Annotated in this window: 15 protein-coding genes; 7 read left to right on the top strand and 8 right to left on the bottom strand. The window is 58.3% G+C overall.

The genetic code is table 11. The annotated features are described in order from the left end of the window. Window positions 1–22: 22 nt before the first annotated feature. The 7 genes from NAV32_RS09705 to ligD all read left to right on the top strand — a co-directional run bounded on the left by NAV32_RS09705 (window position 23) and on the right by ligD (window position 9,328). The gene (locus tag NAV32_RS09705) at window positions 23–535 is read left to right on the top strand and encodes a prepilin-type N-terminal cleavage/methylation domain-containing protein (RefSeq protein WP_256052591.1); all 513 of its coding nucleotides are present in this window, start codon (window positions 23–25) and stop codon (window positions 533–535) included. Further along, window positions 532–1,002 carry a prepilin-type N-terminal cleavage/methylation domain-containing protein gene (locus tag NAV32_RS09700; protein ID WP_256052590.1) on the top strand — a complete coding sequence of 157 codons (471 nt, stop codon included), beginning with the start codon at window positions 532–534 and terminating at the stop codon, window positions 1,000–1,002. Before NAV32_RS09705 ends, NAV32_RS09700 begins: the two co-directional genes overlap by 4 nt. After that, window positions 1,002–1,880 carry a PulJ/GspJ family protein gene (locus NAV32_RS09695; protein WP_256052589.1) on the top strand — a complete coding sequence of 293 codons (879 nt, stop codon included), beginning with the start codon at window positions 1,002–1,004 and terminating at the stop codon, window positions 1,878–1,880. Before NAV32_RS09700 ends, NAV32_RS09695 begins: the two co-directional genes overlap by 1 nt. 118 nt (window positions 1,881–1,998) lie before the next feature. Next, a complete protein-coding gene (locus NAV32_RS09690; RefSeq protein WP_256052588.1) occupies window positions 1,999–2,370 on the top strand; it encodes a pilus assembly protein MshP in 372 nt (123 codons plus the stop codon). Window positions 2,371–2,374: 4 nt separating this feature from the next. Then, window positions 2,375–5,713, top strand: coding sequence for a DUF6701 domain-containing protein (locus NAV32_RS09685; RefSeq protein ID WP_256052587.1), 3,339 nt, complete (start codon window positions 2,375–2,377; stop codon window positions 5,711–5,713). Between the two features lie 207 nt (window positions 5,714–5,920). Next, the gene (locus NAV32_RS09680) at window positions 5,921–6,784 is read left to right on the top strand and encodes a Ku protein (protein ID WP_256052586.1); all 864 of its coding nucleotides are present in this window, start codon (window positions 5,921–5,923) and stop codon (window positions 6,782–6,784) included. 15 nt (window positions 6,785–6,799) lie between these two features. After that, window positions 6,800–9,328 carry a DNA ligase D gene (ligD, locus tag NAV32_RS09675; protein WP_256052585.1) on the top strand — a complete coding sequence of 843 codons (2,529 nt, stop codon included), beginning with the start codon at window positions 6,800–6,802 and terminating at the stop codon, window positions 9,326–9,328. A 276-nt stretch (window positions 9,329–9,604) separates the two neighbouring features. Here the strand turns inward: ligD and NAV32_RS09670 are convergent, their stop codons facing one another. The 8 genes from NAV32_RS09670 to NAV32_RS09635 form a co-directional block, all read right to left on the bottom strand. Beyond that, window positions 9,605–10,006: an META domain-containing protein gene (locus NAV32_RS09670; RefSeq protein WP_256052584.1), complete on the bottom strand. Its 402-nt coding sequence runs from the start codon at window positions 10,004–10,006 to the stop codon at window positions 9,605–9,607. Continuing rightward, the gene (locus NAV32_RS09665) at window positions 10,006–10,440 is read right to left on the bottom strand and encodes a hypothetical protein (protein WP_256052583.1); all 435 of its coding nucleotides are present in this window, start codon (window positions 10,438–10,440) and stop codon (window positions 10,006–10,008) included. The genes NAV32_RS09670 and NAV32_RS09665 overlap by 1 nt, the downstream gene beginning before the upstream one ends. Window positions 10,441–10,666: 226 nt before the next feature. Continuing rightward, a complete protein-coding gene (locus tag NAV32_RS09660) occupies window positions 10,667–11,461 on the bottom strand; it encodes a dienelactone hydrolase family protein (RefSeq protein WP_256052582.1) in 795 nt (264 codons plus the stop codon). A gap of 135 nt (window positions 11,462–11,596) precedes the next feature. After that, window positions 11,597–12,193 carry a cytochrome c3 family protein gene (locus tag NAV32_RS09655; RefSeq protein ID WP_256052581.1) on the bottom strand — a complete coding sequence of 199 codons (597 nt, stop codon included), beginning with the start codon at window positions 12,191–12,193 and terminating at the stop codon, window positions 11,597–11,599. A 10-nt stretch (window positions 12,194–12,203) separates the two neighbouring features. Continuing rightward, entirely contained in the window at window positions 12,204–12,686 is a 483-nt protein-coding gene (locus NAV32_RS09650; protein ID WP_256052580.1) for a nitrate reductase cytochrome c-type subunit, read from the bottom strand. Between the two features lie 11 nt (window positions 12,687–12,697). Continuing rightward, window positions 12,698–15,202: a nitrate reductase catalytic subunit NapA gene (gene napA, locus NAV32_RS09645; RefSeq protein WP_256052579.1), complete on the bottom strand. Its 2,505-nt coding sequence runs from the start codon at window positions 15,200–15,202 to the stop codon at window positions 12,698–12,700. Next, complete coding sequence (locus tag NAV32_RS09640; RefSeq protein ID WP_256052578.1) at window positions 15,203–15,463, bottom strand: chaperone NapD; 261 nt, start codon at window positions 15,461–15,463, stop codon at window positions 15,203–15,205. It abuts the gene before it with no gap. A 65-nt stretch (window positions 15,464–15,528) separates the two neighbouring features. Beyond that, window positions 15,529–15,699 carry a periplasmic nitrate reductase, NapE protein gene (locus NAV32_RS09635; protein WP_256052577.1) on the bottom strand — a complete coding sequence of 57 codons (171 nt, stop codon included), beginning with the start codon at window positions 15,697–15,699 and terminating at the stop codon, window positions 15,529–15,531. Window positions 15,700–15,985 lie beyond the last annotated feature (286 nt).

Below are 15,985 nucleotides of genomic sequence, written 5' to 3'. Positions count from 1 at the left end.
TGTGCAACTCTATTGAGGCGAAATGAATAAAGAGCACGGCTTTACCATCGTCGAACTCATATTGGTGATTGTAATCATCGGCATCCTCGCCGCCGTGGTGGGCCCGCGTTTTTTTACCAGAAGCAACTTTGATGAGCGCTTCTATTTTGAAGAAGTGCTTTCGACTGTTCGCTATGCACAGAAATTGGCGGTAGCGAGCGGCTGCCGTATTAAAGTTAGCCAGAATTCAACGTCCGGAAGGCTTTTGCTGCATCGCGCTGATAATTGTGATGTTGCTAACCCGCAATATAACGGAGAGGTCATTGGTCCTGATGGGCAGTCCTACTCTGATGAACTTGACGAAGAAGATGCTGCTCAAGGTCCAAGCCCTTCTGCTATTAATTTCCCCTTTGTATTCAGCTCACTTGGCTGTATTTACGATAGCGATCGCAGATGCGCTACAGATACAGAAGCTACTCGCGTCAGAGTACAGGTAGGAAACCAGTTTACTTTCAAGGTCCACGCCGCCACCGGCTTTATCGAGGTCAGCCCATGACCCATAAACCCCGTAGGGTGGATGACGCTTCACCCATCCACCACCCGGCACGTACCACGCCCTACAAGCAACGCGGCATGACCCTCGTCGAGCTGGTCATCACCATCGTCATCATCGGCATCGCCGCCGCCGCACTCTTCTCCGCCATGGCCAGCATCACTGCACGATCTGCTGATCCGATGTTGCGTCAGCAGAGTTTGTATATCGCAGAGGCGTATCTGGAGACGTTGCTGGTTGTTGATCTGGGTAATAACCCTCCCTTGATCCCGGCTGTCGACGTTCCGCCCCTTGGTATTGATAATTCGCCGATTCCAGAGCTTGCCGGCTACCGGGTGACGGTGGTAGTCGAACCCGATGCTGAATTGGGTCCGCCAGGAAACCAGGTGGATGCCACGCGCATTGATGTCTCCGTCAAAGACCCTTCAGGGCAAACCCTGACCCTGACAGGCTACCGGACCGACTATTGATGAAAACGACCTCCTGCGGCGACTTCCGCAACAGCGGCTTTACCTTGGTCGAACTCATCATGGTTATCGCCCTGGCCGGCATCGTTGCGGTCATGATTTCCACCGTAATGTCCCGTCCCCTGCAAGGCTTCGCCGACCAAAGCCGCCGCGCCGAACTCACCGACCTGGCCGCCATGGCACTGAACCGAATGGCGCGGGATATTCGGCTGGCGGTGCCGAATTCGGTGCGCAATGAGGAAGTTTGCCCCGCATCTGGATGTCGAACTCTTGAGCTATTGGCAATTAGTGAAGGTGGTCGTTATCGGGCGAATCAATGGTCGGTGAACGGCGAGCGTTATGACCCGCCTCGCTGCCCCGATTCGAGTGGGTGCAGCATTCCGGTTCTTAGTCCGGGCATGAGTGGCGAAAGGGTTGGCGAGGCCCGCTGGTTGGTGATCTACAACACGGGACAGCTGATTGCAAATGACGACGCCCCTGCAGTGATTACGCCGAATAACGTTAAGTTTGAATTGGGCTGTACTTCAGAGGAGCCATGTTTGGAGCTAACTGGAGCTGAGGGCTTCTCATTTGAATACGCATCCCCCCAGCATCGTTTTTACCTGGTACGCGATGTGCTGGGTTACCGCTGTGAGAATCCTGGCACAGATACCAATGGCGACGGTCGGGGCCGCATTCTCCGTGGCGTATTCGATACGTTGTCAGGAGCGTACTCCTATACCGGTGCTGCGCTTGTTGTAGATTCCGTATCCGGTTGCTCATTCACATACACACCTGGCACCAACACCCGAAACGGCCTCGTTACCCTGCGTTTATCGCTAACCAAAGGCGGAGAAACCATCTCCCTCTTGCAACAGGTCCACGTAGACAATGCCCCCTAACTCTCAAATCCCCCGTAGGAGCGGGCCGCGCCCGCGAATCCGGACGATACAAAAGCTTCGCGGGCACAGCCCGCTCCTACAAGGCTGCAAACAACACGGCTTTGGCCTCGTCGCCGCAATGTTCCTGATCATCATCATCGCCGGCGCCATCGCCGCCATGTGGCGTATATCGACAACTCAAACTGCGACCAGTAGCCTGGCCATGCAACAGGCTCGTGCTTATCAGGCGGCGAGGGCGGGGTTGGAATGGGGTATTTATCAAGCGATCAAAAGTGAGAACTGCAATACGGAGTTCTCACCTGCCGGGATGGAAGGCTTTTGGGTGATAGTGACATGCCCAACTCCTTGGGTAGCAAGGGATGAAGGGGAAGAAATTAACTTCTATTCATTGAGTTCGACGGCACAATATTCGTCACCCGGCAATCCGGATTATGCCTATCGCAAGTTGGAAGCAGTGGTTGAGGTGCCAGATAGTGGCACGGGGGGATGATTAAATGCTGAGGAATCAACGGCTCTTAAAATATTTTGTGCTTCTAGCCGCAAATTTTTTTACCGGCTTGGTAGCCGCTGAACAATGCACGGCTATATTCCCTGGCGGCATACAGAGCCATTCGCCTTCCGGAGTTGTACAGATGGGCTACATGTCACGAGTGTTTGGTAGCGGTCCGATGCTGACTGCACCTACCGTGACGCATACCCATAGCTGGCAGGATCAGGTCGGCCTATGTGACGGTGTAAAGTGTACGGCGAGTGGAGCCCATGCCAGTACACAAAACGTTGAGTTTCTTACGGGAACCGAAGTTCCTGCAGTATTTGAACTATCTGCCAGCAACAATAATGTTTCCAATGGGTATCAGGCAGGGGCTCTTGCTTTACCTGTGGCTGATTATGGCACTGTATCGGTCGGGCAAGAGTCGACGGTCCGTTTTACGACTGTAGACAGTATCTATCGAACAAAAACCATAAAAACTAACTATAAGTCAGTTATTGAATTTCAGCCGGGCACCTACTGGGTCAATGGTAATCTTGACTGGACTGCACAGGACACACGCATCCGCCGTTTGAATGGCTCTAATGGTCGAGTGACTCTATATGTTTCAGGCAATGTAAATATAAGCCAGCTCCATTTTGAAGGGTTTTCTGAAGGACAAATCAGAATTTATGCAAAAGGAAGTGTGACGGCAGGCAATGATTTTATTTTTCCAGGTGAAATACATGCTGGGGGGCGGGTTGGCTTCGGAGAGAGAGCAAAAATCACAGGAGGTATCTACTCCGGTAATTTTTCTACAGGCAACGGTGCCGTCGTTCGTTATACCCGCCAGAATCATGATCATAGAATGGGGGCTCTCAACCCGGCTTATAACTCAACATTTGAATTAACCCCTGGTAATTACTGGATAGATGGCGGCTTCGATGCAAGCGTCGCATCCAAATTCCGCAAAGTCGGCGGTAGCGGTGTGGTACGTCTATTTGTGCGAGGTAATGTCAATGTCCAGCACGGTGCTTCTTTCGAGGGCTTTGCGGGGGGGGACTTGGTCATGTATTCGACTGGCAAGATCACCCTAACCAGCCAGACAGACTTGCCTGCCTTTGTCTACGCGGTTGGCGACGTGGAAATAAATTTCAGTCAAGGAGCAAGTTACAGAGGCGGTATTACCGGGCGTAACGTTTATCTTGGTCAGAATAGTATCGTCCGATACCTTGATCCGGTTGATCTTGGTCCTTTGTGCGAGTCAGGAGAAGCAGCTGCGAAAATTGATCACTTCGAGTTTGTTGTCGGCCCCGGTGCTCATACTTGCAAACCCCATACGGTCACGCTCAAGGCATGCACCAACGCAGCACCTGGAGTGTGTGAGCTTTATCCCGGTGATGTAGCGGTCAGTCTGGCTTCTGGTGGCTGGATTGGGGGCGGCAATAAGCAGTTGGTCAATGGAATTGGTGTTTTTCAGCTACAGGGGCTGCAACTCCAAATGACGCTCGAGCTCTTGGACTCTTTACCTGTCTCGGTGAATCAGACGCTATGCCAGATTGGTAATGCAACGCTGTCATCTGCATGCGTGCTGAATTTTTCCCAGAGCGGCTTCATCTTCGATGTGCCCCATATGCTGGCCAATCAGGAGGTAGAGAATATTTCACTCAGCGCCGTGACTGACCTTGGTGAGGAAGGCAGTCCTAGGTGCGAGCCAGCGTTCACCAATGTGCAGCGCAACATTAAGTTCTGGAGCGAGTTCATAAGCCCTTCCGGGGGTGAACTGACAATCAATTCCGAGAGAGTCAGGGTGAATGACGAGGGAGTTGCGCAGAGCTTTGCTGCAGCTGAGCCGCTGTCGCTGTATTTCGATGGTGATGGAGTTGCCCGTATCAATGTGAATTATCGTGAAGCCGGGAAAATGCAGCTGAATGCTCGCTACGCTGGTAGTAGCAATGATGATGACAGTGGCCTGATGATCGGCAGTGATGAATTCGTTTCTACACCTGCAGGTTTTTGCATAATGCCAGAGGAGATCTGCCTTTCAGGAGATAGTGACTGCTCGGCGTTCCGCCAAGTAGGACAGTCTTTTAATGCAATCATTAGGCCAGTTGCATGGAGCTCAGGCGGCAATATCTGTCTCGGTAAGACTACACGTAATTATCGACAGAGTAATCTGATTCTTGAGCCAATAGTGGTAGCACCGGATGGGGGTAATAGTGGACAAGTATTGGAGCCGGTTTCTCGCAGCTATGATCACGTCCCTTCCGGTGTCGCAGTCGACTGGAGTGGCAAGGTTAGCCAAGCCGTTTCGTTCTCTGAGGTAGGAGTATTTCGTCTGCAAGTGGCACCGCCAGATATGGAGTACTTTGATGTAACGGTGCCTTCCAGTGCCTCGGAACCTATCGGTCGTTTCTATCCGACCCATTTGAAGGTCGAAGGAGCCGGAGGGCTGACGGCTGGCTGCGGGCCGTTCAGTTATCAGGATCAGCCGATTGATATTGTTACTCCGTTGTCCTTGACCATCACGGGTTATGGCCGTACTGCAGGCGGCGGTGAGTACGTCACCGAGAATTACGACTATGACGGCTTCTGGGGATTCAAAGACCGCCCCGTTGAAGTTTGGATGGCGGAAGATCGTGACTTAGATATATATCGTCTTACTTTGGATGATGACGTCATTGAAAGTGGTCAGAACAATTCTGATGGTAAGCGTACCTACACCTGGACTGCTAAGCAGCTGAGCTATGAGCGTAGCTCTCTGCCAACTGTTGATGATCTTCCCTTTTATATACGTCAGAGCTTCTCTGCGGCAGAGTTGACCGACGACAAGGATGACGTTTGCTACGATCTTGGAGCGGGTTGCCAGGGCTTCGAGCGGACTATTACGAACAGCGAAATCCGCCTCGGTCGGGTTCGTAGTGAAAACAAGATCGAACCTGCGGAGAAACAAACTAAAGTACCGTTGGTGCTGGAGCATTGGTACGGTAATGGATGGGTGCCGCAAGAAGACGAATGCACTGAGTTAATAGTGCCCGCTGAGAATGAAGATCCTATTTTATATAGTGATGGTGTTACTGCAGCAAGTGTTAGTTCTTGGATGGATAATAAGGAAGTTGCCGTGACGGTAACTGAGCCGCTTGAGCCGGAAGGCAGCGTTTGGTTAAGGCGTTTCCTCGAACAAGCTAGTTCGCCGACTACGTGGCTCTGCCAGAAGCGTTCGATGGAAGAAGCACCTCTGGGTGGTGTGTGTAGCTATTTGGACGATGCTGGTCCAGCTGAGATTCGCAGCTCTGTCACCTTCGGCATCTACCAAGGCCCCAAGCCCTTGATCTTCCGCCGCGAGCTTTACCGGGGAATGTGAGGCGTTGCCGCTTGCCGGCTGATGCTAAGCACAGCTACACCATCACTGATGGTTCGGCTGCGCGAGTGGCCAGACAAAACCTCCTCTGCGCCATACCGATCAGCCCCTCAATAAAACCTTTCTCGCCCACCCATGGTCGACTGCTTGAGCGGGCGTTGCAGTTTTTCCACCAGAGCGACGCCTGCGTAACCTCAGGAGTCGCCCCCCATGCCCCGAGCCATCTGGAAAGGCGCCATCAGTTTCGGTCTGGTCCATATTCCGGTCGCGCTGGTTTCTGCCACCTCATCCCAGGGTGTGGATTTCGACTGGCTGGACAAGCGCAGCATGGAGCCGGTCGGCTACAAGCGGGTGAACAAGATCACCGGCAAGGAAGTCGACAAGGAAAATATCGTCAAGGGTGTTGCCTACGAGAAGGGCCGCTATGTGGTGCTCAGCGAGGAAGAGATTCGTGCGGCCCACCCGGAATCGACCCAGACAATCGATATCTTCGCCTTCGTCGACAGCCAGCAGATACCCTTGCAGAACATAGACACGCCGTATTACCTGACTCCCGACAACCGGGGCGAGAAGGTTTACGCGCTATTGCGCGAGGCGCTGAACGGCACGGACAAGGTTGCTCTGGCCCATGTGGTGTTGCGCACCCGTCAGCACCTGGCGGCGCTGTTCCCGCTGGGTTCGGCACTGGTGCTGGTGATGCTGCGCTGGCCCAGCGACGTGCGCGGCCTGGATTCGCTGGAGCTGGGGCCAGCGGTGACTGAACCCAAGTTGGCCAAGAGCGAGCTGGATATGGCCAAGCGCCTGATCAAGGATATGAGCGACGAATGGCGGCCCGAGGATTACCAGGACAGTTTTCAGGCGCGCATCCTCGAGCTGGTGGAGCAGAAGGCCAAGGCCGGCAAGATCGAAGAAGTGGAGCGGGTCGAAGGCGAGGAGGAGCGGCGCAGCGCCGATGTCATCGATCTCACCGAACTGCTCAAGCGCAGCCTCGCAGGCAAGCCCGAGGCCAAGCCGAAGAAGCCTGCGGGTAAGGGTTCTGCTCCTCGCAAGCCGGCCAAGACTGCACGCAAATAATCCGGGAGCGTGACCATGGCCAGGGTGCAGAGCGAATACAACCGAAAGCGCAATTTCGAACGCACCAGCGAGCCGCCCGAACGGCCCGGCAAGCGGCGCAGCAAGGCCGGCGCGCTGCGCTTCGTGGTGCAGAAGCATGATGCCCGGCGACTGCATTACGACTTCCGTCTGGAGCTGGACGGCACGCTGAAGAGCTGGGCGGTACCCAAGGGTCCGAGCCTGGACCCGCGCGACAAGCGCCTGGCCGTGCACGTCGAAGATCACCCGCTGGATTACGCCGGCTTCGAGGGCAGCATCCCCGAGGGCAGCTACGGTGCCGGAGACGTGATCGTCTGGGATCAGGGCATCTGGCAGCCGCAGGGCGACCCGGCGGCGGGCTATGCGGCGGGCAAGCTCAAGTTCACCCTGATCGGCGAGAAGCTGGCGGGCGATTGGACGCTGGTGCGGACTCGCCTGCCCGGTAGCAGCGACAAGCAGCAGTGGTTGCTGATCAAGGAACGCGACGATATCGCCCGACCCAGCAACGAGTACAACATCGTCGAGGCGCAGCCGCAGAGCGTGATCAGTGGTGCGCTGCTTGGCGGGCCGAGCAAGACGCCCAAGCGCAAGACAGCGAACAGGCCGAAGACAGCAACCGTCGCCTCCGAGGTGTTTCCCGCTAGCCTGGCACCGCAGTTGGCAACACTGGTCGACCGCCCGCCTGAGGGGGACTGGCTGTACGAAGTGAAGCTGGACGGCTATCGCATCCTCACTCGCATTGCGGACGGCGAAGTGCGGCTGTTCACCCGCAATGGCCACGACTGGACCCAGCGTTTGCCGCTGCAGGCCAAGGCGCTGGACAAGCTGGGCCTGCAGGACAGCTGGCTGGATGGCGAGGTGGTGGCGCTCAGCGACGAGGGACTGCCGGACTTCCAGCAATTGCAGAACGCCTTCGAGATCGGTCGCAGCCATGACCTCGTCTATTTCCTGTTCGACGCGCCATTTATCAATGGTGAAGACCTGCGTCAGACTCCGCTGGAAACGCGCCGGGACCGGCTCAAGTCGCTGCTGGGCAGCGCGCGCAACAGCCCGCTGCGTTTCTCGGAAGCATTTACGGCGAACCACAGGGACATCGTCGAAAGCGCCTGTGCCATGTCGCTGGAAGGGGTGATCGGCAAGCGCTCCGGCAGCCTCTATGTGCCTCGCCGCAGTCCGGACTGGATCAAGCTCAAGTGCCGCCTGCGTCAGGAGTTCGTCATTGTCGGTCATACCAGGCCGCAAGGTAGCCGCAGCGACTTTGGCGCGCTGCTGCTGGCGGTGAATGGGGAGGATGGTCTGCGTTACGCCGGGCGGGTCGGGACGGGTTTCGGCGAAGCGGCGTTAAAGGATATCCACCAGCGCTTGCGCAAGCTGGCGCGCGGTGACTCGCCGTTAGCGGGCAAGCTGACTGCGGCTCAGGCGCGTGGCGTGAGCTGGGTGGAGCCTAAGCTGGTAGGCGAGGTCGAGTTCGCCGAATGGACGCGCGAAGGTATCGTGCGCCAGGCCAGTTTCATCGCCCTGCGTAGCGACAAACCGGCCACGCAGATTGTCCGCGAGCGACCCAGCATGGCCTCAGTGACAGCGCCCGGGAAGAGTGGCGCCAAGGCGGCGGGCAAGAAAACGACCGACAAGCCTGTGGTCGCCGGTGTGACGATCAGCAATCCGCAGCGGGTGATCGATCCCGAGAGCGGCACCACCAAGCTGGAGCTGGCCGAGTTCTACGCGTCCATTGCCGACTGGCTGCTGCCGTTTTTGAACAATCGCCCGGTAGCCTTGCTGCGGGCGCCGGAAGGCGTCGGCGGTGAACAGTTCTTTCAGAAGCACGCCGAGCGCCTGGCGATCCCCAACATCAAGCACCTGGACCCGAAGCTGGACCCCGGCCATGCGCGGCTGATGGAAATCGACAGCCTGCAAGCACTGGTCGGCGCCGCGCAGATGGGCTGCATCGAGTTCCACACCTGGGGAGCCACCAGCGAGCGCATCGAGACGCCGGACCACTTTGTGCTCGACCTCGATCCGGACCCGGCGCTGCCCTGGCGCAGCATGCTGGAGGCGACCCAGCTGACCCTGACCGTGCTTGACGAGCTGGGCCTGCAGGGTTTCCTCAAGACCAGCGGCGGCAAGGGCATTCATATCATCGTGCCGTTAGCGAGGCGCGCTGACTGGGACACGGTCAAGGCCTTTACCAAGGCGCTCGCCCAGTTCATGACCGGGCAGCTGCCGGAGCGCTTCACCGCGACGTCCGGGCCGAAGAACCGGATCGGCAAGATATTTATCGATTACCTGCGCAACGCGCGTGGCGCCAGCACGGTAGCTGCGTACTCGGTACGAGCACGCCCGGGGCTGCCGGTCTCGGTGCCCATCGGTCGGGACGAGCTGGATGGCTTGCGCAGCGCCGGGCAATGGACGGTCGGCAATCTATACCAGCGCCTGGATGGACTGAAGCAGGACCCTTGGGAGGGTTATGCCAACCGTCAGCGCCTGACCCGTGCCATGTGGCGCAGACTGGGTGCGCAAGCGCCGTAAGCCATAGGTCCGCTGAAAAACCAAGGGCCGCTGAGCGGCCCTTGCGTCGGGATAAAAGAGGGGTTGCCTCGGCCTGCCTGTACCGAGGTCCCCAAAACTGGTTGCCTGATGCGATGCATCGCTTGTGCCAGTTTCGGGAATGATCCGTTCGCAGCTCCGCAGGCCAGGGCTGGCGCGGCTTACGTTATTGGTCAGGAGTGTCAGACGGTTTGCATGTGGGTGGTTTCTTGCCTGCAGATAGTGCAGTGCCACCCGGCATGCGCGCCTTTGGAACAGTCAGTTCTGTTCTGGCCAGACCCGAATCGGGGCGCCTTCGGCAGGCCAGAAGCGCAGCTGGTCAATGTTGGAAATGTCCCAGCGTTCGATCTGCGAGAGTAGCTGAAGGAAGTGCTGTTCCTGCTTCATGAGGTGTTCGGCGCACATTTTGCGGGTGCTGCCGATCTGGCTGAAGCGGATCTGCTGGCCGTCGAGCTGGTAACTGGCGAACCAGTGGTTGCAGCCCGCATTGCCGTAGGCGCGGTCCTGACTGAAGGTCAGCGAGACGGGATTTCGGCCCACCACGGGTTCGTCGCCAATCCACTCGGTGATGTAGGTGACGTCATATTCCAGCTTCTGTGAATCGATGGCGCAGCCGCTGACGAACAAGGCGGCCAGGGTGGTCAGCAGGATTTTTTTCATTACTGGGTTCCTTTGCAGGCCGGGCACAGGTGGCGACCGGCGTCGTTCGTCCAGCCGAGTTCGGCAATGCGAGCTTCGGCGGCCGGGGCGCGAGCGGCCTCGCCCGACTTGGCGTCTACCGCGAATTCGAAATCCAGCTGCTTGCCGCAGCCGTCGCAATCGACTTGCCAGTTGTGTATCGCCAGCTCGCGGAATACCGGCCCGCTGGCCATGGCCGTCCACTGACCGGGTGGATTGATCAGGTGACGAACCTTGTCCACGGTCAGTCGCTGCGACAGGTCGCGGCTGCCCTTGAGGGTGACGATCAGGATATCGCCACTGCGAATCGAGCCGCCGTTACCCGTGACCTGGTAGCGGCCCGGCGCCAGGGCGCGGCATTCGGTAAGCGTGTGTGCGGGGTTGAGCAGGGTGTAGCGGAAATCGTGTTCGGCCATGACTCGCGTTCGACTGGAAAGGTTGCGGTGGCGGCAATGCTAGCACGGCCACGCCAAGCCCTCGCGTAAGCATCATGATGGAAGCGCCGGCGGCGATTCCATCCTACGAGATTGCACGGCGTCCCATATTTTGTAGCCTGTATTAGCCGAAGGCGTAATAGGGGTTTCCGAAGGCGTTATCCGGGTTTCGAAGACGGCGGAATCCGGCGAATGAAGTGTGCGTGGTTTATGGCCGCAGATTGTTGAAGGTTTCATCGAGGAAGCGTTGCATGTTGGCCCAGGAGCGCTCATCCGCCTGCTTGTCATAGGCCACGTCGACGCCTTTTTCCTGGAATTTGTCCGCGCCGGGGTTGGTAAAGCCGTGTTTGGCGCCGGGTTGGCTGACGAATTGATAGTCGGCACCGGCTGCGACCATTTCCGCGTTCAGGGCGGCGACGTCTTCAAGGCTGATCATGCTGTCTGCGCTGCCATGTTCGACCAGCACGCGGGCCTTGACGCTGCCGGGCGCGGCACGGGTCTGTGTGGCGAGGGCACCGTGGAAGCTGACCACGCCATCCAGCGGTACACCCTGACGCGCCATGTCCAGCACGACCTTGCCGCCGAAGCAGTAGCCAACTGCGGCGAGTTTGGCCGCATCGGTCTGCTGCTGTTGCTTGAGCAAATCAACCCCGGCATTGAAGCGGGCCTTGGCGGCGTCAGCATCGGCGAGCGCGGCCTGCATGAAGCTCATGGCGTCCTTGGGGTGATCGGTATTTTTGCCTTCACCGTACATGTCTATGGCCAGGGCGCTGTATCCCAGTTCGGCCAGGTTGTGGGCGCGCTGCTTGGCGTAGTCATTCAGGCCCCACCATTCGTGTACCACCACGATGCCGGGACGTGGCCCTTCGATGGCATCGTCGTAGGCGTAATAGCCGACCATTTCGGTGCCGTCAGCGGCTGTATAGGGAATTTCCCGGGTCTGGATTTCAGCATGAGCGACGAAGCTGGTGGCCATGAGCAGGCCGAGCAGGCGGTAACGCATCGGGGGTTCTCCTTTATTGTTTTGAACACAGCGAGGACAAGCGATGGAGGAGGGTCGCTATTCGGATCGACATGCAAAGGCTGAAGAAATTCGGCCCACCGGGTTGTGGAGGGCCGAACTTGATCGATCAATAACTTACCAGCCCGGTACGCCGTGCATATCCGGCAGCCGGTGGGCGATGCCTTTGTGGCAGTCGATACAGGTGGCTTCACCATTGGCCAGCGCGGTGGAGTGAAACTGTGAAGCGCGGGTGGCCTGGCGGGTAAAGTCCATGTACTCGAAATTGTGGCAGTTGCGGCATTCGAGTGAGTCGTTTGCTTTCAGGCGTCGCCACTCACGTTCGGCCATTTCCCGGCGCAGGCCGAGAAACTTTTCCCGCGTACTGATGGTGCCGAAGATCTTGCCCCAGACTTCCTTGGAAGCCTGCATCTTGCGGGCGATCTTGTCGGTCCATTCATGGGGTACATGGCAGTCAGGGCAGGTGGCCCGAACGCCTGAGCGGTTGGTGTAGTGGATGGTGTCCTTGATTTCCATATAGACGTTGTCTTCCATCTCGTGACAGGAGATGCAGAAGGCCTCGGTATTGGTGACCTCCAGGGCGGTGTTGAAGCCGCCCCAGAAGATGATGCCGGCGATGAATCCGCCAAGCGTCAGTGCGCCCAGGCTGTAGTGCACGCTGGGTCGGCGCAGAACGTTCCAGTAGCGCTTGAGAAACGCGAGTATCGACTTCATTCAGGCGTCCTCACTGTTGGTTCTGGGTATTTTCGTGATAGAGCAACTCGTCGATGTTCTCGAAGTCGTTCTTCACCAGCGGTTTCACGTCGTGCTGCACCACATGGCACTGGGTGCAGAAATACCGGCGCGGGGCGACCGCTCCGAGCGTCTGGCTGTCACGGTCGGTGAAGTGAGTAATGCTGATCATGGGCGCCTGTGTGCGCGCGCTGTTGGCGCGGCTGTGGCAGGTCAGGCAGCGGTTGCTGTTCGTGTCGACCTGGTAGCCGCGAATAGCGTGCGGGATGGTCGGTGGTTGTTCGGGATAGTTGCGTTCGCGTTTGAGGTCCTTGTTTTCTTCATCCCTCAGGGGCGGTGGCGTGAATTCCTGGGTGATGCTGCCACCCACCCGCCGCCCGTCTGGCGCGGGTGCGTCGAGCGGGTAGTCGGGTTCGGCAGCGATGGCCAGGCCGCACACGGCGAGGAGTGTCAACGTCAGTACACGAAATTTCATGATGGCTCTCCTCAGGCGATGCTGACCACTTCGATCTTCACGGCGCATTTTTTGTAGTCGGTTTGCTTGGAGATCGGGTCGGTAGCGTCGAGGGTGACCTTGTTGATCAGTTTGTTGGCGTCGAAGAAGGGCACGAAGATCAGGCCTTTCGGCGGCTTGTTGCGGCCCCGGGTTTCGATCCGCGCCTGCATCTCACCGCGACGGCTGATGACCTTGACGACGCTGCCACGCCGCGCATTGAGATCACGCGCATCGTCCGGGTGCATGTACACCAGCGCATCAGGAACCGCACGGTGCAGCTCGTCGACGCGCTGGGTCATGCTGCCGGTATGCCAGTGCTCCAGCACGCGCCCGGTGCTGAGCCAGAAGGGGTATTCGGCATCGGGTACTTCGGCAGGCACTTCGTAGGGCAGGGCGAAGATGATCGCCTTCTTGTCCGGGTAGCCGTAGAACTGCACACCGGTGCCTTTTTCCACGTAGGGGTCGTAACCCTCGCGGTAGCGCCAGAGGGTTTCCTTGCCGTCGACCACAGGCCAGCGCAGGCCGCGCTCCTGGTGATAGACGTCGAAGTCGGCCAGGTCATGGGCATGCCCGCGACCAAATTCTGCGTACTCCTCGAACAGCCCTTTTTGCACGTAGAAGCCGTAATCCTCGGATTCCTGGTTGCGGTAGCCTTCGGCGATGTCGGAGGTGGGGAAGCGATCGACCTGGCCGTTCTTGAACAGCACCTCGAACAGGGTCTTGCCCTTGAGCTCCGGCTTTTTGGCCAGCAGTTCGGCAGGCCAGACTTCGTCGGTGGTAAAGCGCTTGGAGAATTCCATCAGCTGCCACAGGTCGGAGCGGGCCTCACCTGGGGGGCTGACCAGCTGATGCCAGAAGTGCGTGCGGCGCTCGGCGTTGCCGTAGGCGCCTTCCTTTTCCACCCACATGGCTGCGGGCAGGATCAGGTCGGCGGCCTGGGCGGAAACCGTCGGGTAGACGTCGGAAACGATGATGAACGTTTCCGGGTTGCGCCAGCCCGGCAGGATTTCCTTCATCACGTTGGGGCCGGCCTGCATGTTGTTGGTGACCTGGGTCCAATAGACCTTGAGGCCGCCATCTTTCAGTTCACGGCTTTGCTGCACGGCGTGGAAGCCTGGTTTTTCCTGAATGGTGCCTTCAGGCAATTTCCAGATCTTCTCGGTGATGGCGCGGTGCTTGGGATTGTTCACCACCATGTCCGCCGGCAGACGATGGGAGAAGGTGCCTACTTCCCGCGCGGTGCCGCACGCCGAAGGTTGGCCGGTGAGCGAGAAGGGGCTGTTGCCCGGTTCGCTGATTTTTCCGGTGAGCAGGTGGATGTTGTAAATCATGTTGTTCGCCCAGACACCGCGGGTGTGCTGGTTGAAACCCATGGTCCAGAAGGACATCACCTTGACCTTCGGGTCGGCATACAGCTCGGCCAGTGCCTTGAGGCGTTCGGCAGGCACGCCCGATTCCTCGGCAGCATGCTCCAGGGTGTAGGGCTTGAGGAACTCGGCATAGTCCTCGAAGCTGATGTCGGTCCAGCTGCCCGCCACCGCGGCGTTTTCCGCCTTCAGTTCGAGCGGATCGGTCGGGCGCAGGCCGTAGCCGATGTTCGTAGCGCCCTTGGCGAAGCGGGTGTGGTTCTTGATGAAGTCCTGGTTGACCGCGCCACTCTGGATGATGTGGTTGGCGATGTAGTTGAGGATCACCAGGTCGGTTTGCGGCTTGAACGTCATCGGGATATCGGCGAGTTCGTAGCTGCGGTGCTCGAATGTCGACATGACGGCGACCTTGACGTGCGGTGCAGTCAGGCGGCGGTCGGTGACGCGGGTCCAGAGCACCGGGTGCATCTCGGCCATGTTCGAGCCCCAGAGCACAAAGGCGTCGGCGGCTTCGATGTCGTCGTAGCAGCCCATGGGTTCGTCCATGCCAAAGGTGCGCATGAAGCCGACCGCCGCCGAGGCCATGCAGTGGCGCGCGTTGGGGTCCAGGTTGTTGGAGCGGAAGCCGGCCTTCATCAGCTTGTTGGCCGCGTAGCCTTCCCAGATGGTCCACTGGCCGGAGCCGAACATGCCCACCGCACTGGGACCGCTCTCCTTGAGCGCCGCCTTGTATTTTTCTTCCATGATGTCGAAGGCCTGCTCCCAGCTCACCGGCTGGAATTCGCCCTGCTTGTCGAACTTGCCGTCCTTCATGCGCAGCAGCGGCTGCGTCAGGCGGTCAGTGCCGTACATGATCTTCGACAGGAAGTAGCCCTTGACGCAGTTGATGCCACGGTTGACCTCGGCTTTCACGTCGCCGTGGGTGGCGACGACGCGATCACCGCTGGTGGCGACCATGACGCCGCAGCCCGTGCCGCAGAAGCGGCAGGGCGCCTTGTGCCACTTGAGGTTGGTGGCCTGTGGGTCGGTAATCAGGTTGGTGGCGCTGGTGGCGATGGGAATGCCGGCTACGGTGGCTGCGATAGCGGCGGCGTTGGCCTTGGCGAATTGACGACGGGTAAGGCTCATTCAGGCTTCTCCTTCGAGAGTGAGGAGTTCGTGGTAGATCAGGGCAGCGTTGAGTACGCCGGGCAGTTGCTGGATGTGGTCGATGGTGCCCAGAATCCGGCTTTCATGCTCGGCTTCAAGGACCACGACGACTTTTCCCGCAGCGCTTTCCTGATGCAATTCAAGTCCGGGCAGCAGCGCCAGGTTTCGTTTTACAGCGTCAAGGAGTTCAGGCCGGCAATGCACCAGCAGGCTCGCAATATGCAGGGCTTCATTATTCATTTTGGTTGTCAGGCTCCGCCTAATTACGGCAAATGGCGTTCGCGTCGCGTTCGAGCAGGTCGAAGTCAGTTCAGTGGGCCGGGTGGGCCGAGAAAGGTCAGCTGGCTGATCCAGACGATGAAGCCGTAGCCGCCGACCAGTGCAATGCTCAGCAGCGGAAACAGGAAAACCAAAAGGAACAGGAAAAGGCGGGTTTCCTGGCTTTTGCTGGAAGGCGCATCGGTGGAGTTGGGCACTGCGTTCACCTTGTTGTTTTGCTGTTGTACGGGGAGTCTAGGTAGTGCTGGCGGGTTAGGCAAAGCCATTTACAGCTAAGTGGCTGATGTTGTTGGTTTATAGGCATTTTAATGTTTCAGTTTGATTGACCCGGTCAGGGGGCTGGTGTTCCGTCGGTGTTAGCGCCTGTGAAGGGGCGAATGGGCGCAGGCGGAATCCAGAGCAGGACGTCAAGGTGGCGAAATTGCCAACTCACAGGAGTATCCTTGCAGTCTATTGATCTTTCGTCGCGATTCGCAGCGAAAA

The sequence above is a fragment of the Stutzerimonas stutzeri genome (genome assembly GCF_024448695.1).
Taxonomy (GTDB): domain Bacteria; phylum Pseudomonadota; class Gammaproteobacteria; order Pseudomonadales; family Pseudomonadaceae; genus Stutzerimonas; species Stutzerimonas stutzeri_T.
The sequence above is the reverse complement of the archived record's forward strand: the minus strand, read 5'-3'. Positions and strand labels throughout refer to the sequence as shown.

Excerpts from the sequence above, each read along its gene's own strand:
- NAV32_RS09705 (WP_256052591.1), top strand. The coding sequence starts at position 23 with ATGAATAAAGAGCACGGCTTTACCATCGTCGAACTCATATTGGTGATT.
- NAV32_RS09700 (WP_256052590.1), top strand. The coding sequence starts at position 532 with ATGACCCATAAACCCCGTAGGGTGGATGACGCTTCACCCATCCACCAC.
- NAV32_RS09695 (WP_256052589.1), top strand. The coding sequence starts at position 1,002 with ATGAAAACGACCTCCTGCGGCGACTTCCGCAACAGCGGCTTTACCTTG.
- NAV32_RS09690 (WP_256052588.1), top strand. The coding sequence starts at position 1,999 with ATGTTCCTGATCATCATCATCGCCGGCGCCATCGCCGCCATGTGGCGT.
- NAV32_RS09685 (WP_256052587.1), top strand. The coding sequence starts at position 2,375 with ATGCTGAGGAATCAACGGCTCTTAAAATATTTTGTGCTTCTAGCCGCA.
- NAV32_RS09680 (WP_256052586.1), top strand. The coding sequence starts at position 5,921 with ATGCCCCGAGCCATCTGGAAAGGCGCCATCAGTTTCGGTCTGGTCCAT.
- ligD (WP_256052585.1), top strand. The coding sequence starts at position 6,800 with ATGGCCAGGGTGCAGAGCGAATACAACCGAAAGCGCAATTTCGAACGC.
- NAV32_RS09670 (WP_256052584.1), bottom strand. The coding sequence starts at position 10,006 with ATGAAAAAAATCCTGCTGACCACCCTGGCCGCCTTGTTCGTCAGCGGC.
- NAV32_RS09665 (WP_256052583.1), bottom strand. The coding sequence starts at position 10,440 with ATGGCCGAACACGATTTCCGCTACACCCTGCTCAACCCCGCACACACG.
- NAV32_RS09660 (WP_256052582.1), bottom strand. The coding sequence starts at position 11,461 with ATGCGTTACCGCCTGCTCGGCCTGCTCATGGCCACCAGCTTCGTCGCT.
- NAV32_RS09655 (WP_256052581.1), bottom strand. The coding sequence starts at position 12,193 with ATGAAGTCGATACTCGCGTTTCTCAAGCGCTACTGGAACGTTCTGCGC.
- NAV32_RS09650 (WP_256052580.1), bottom strand. The coding sequence starts at position 12,686 with ATGAAATTTCGTGTACTGACGTTGACACTCCTCGCCGTGTGCGGCCTG.
- napA (WP_256052579.1), bottom strand. The coding sequence starts at position 15,202 with ATGAGCCTTACCCGTCGTCAATTCGCCAAGGCCAACGCCGCCGCTATC.
- NAV32_RS09640 (WP_256052578.1), bottom strand. The coding sequence starts at position 15,463 with ATGAATAATGAAGCCCTGCATATTGCGAGCCTGCTGGTGCATTGCCGG.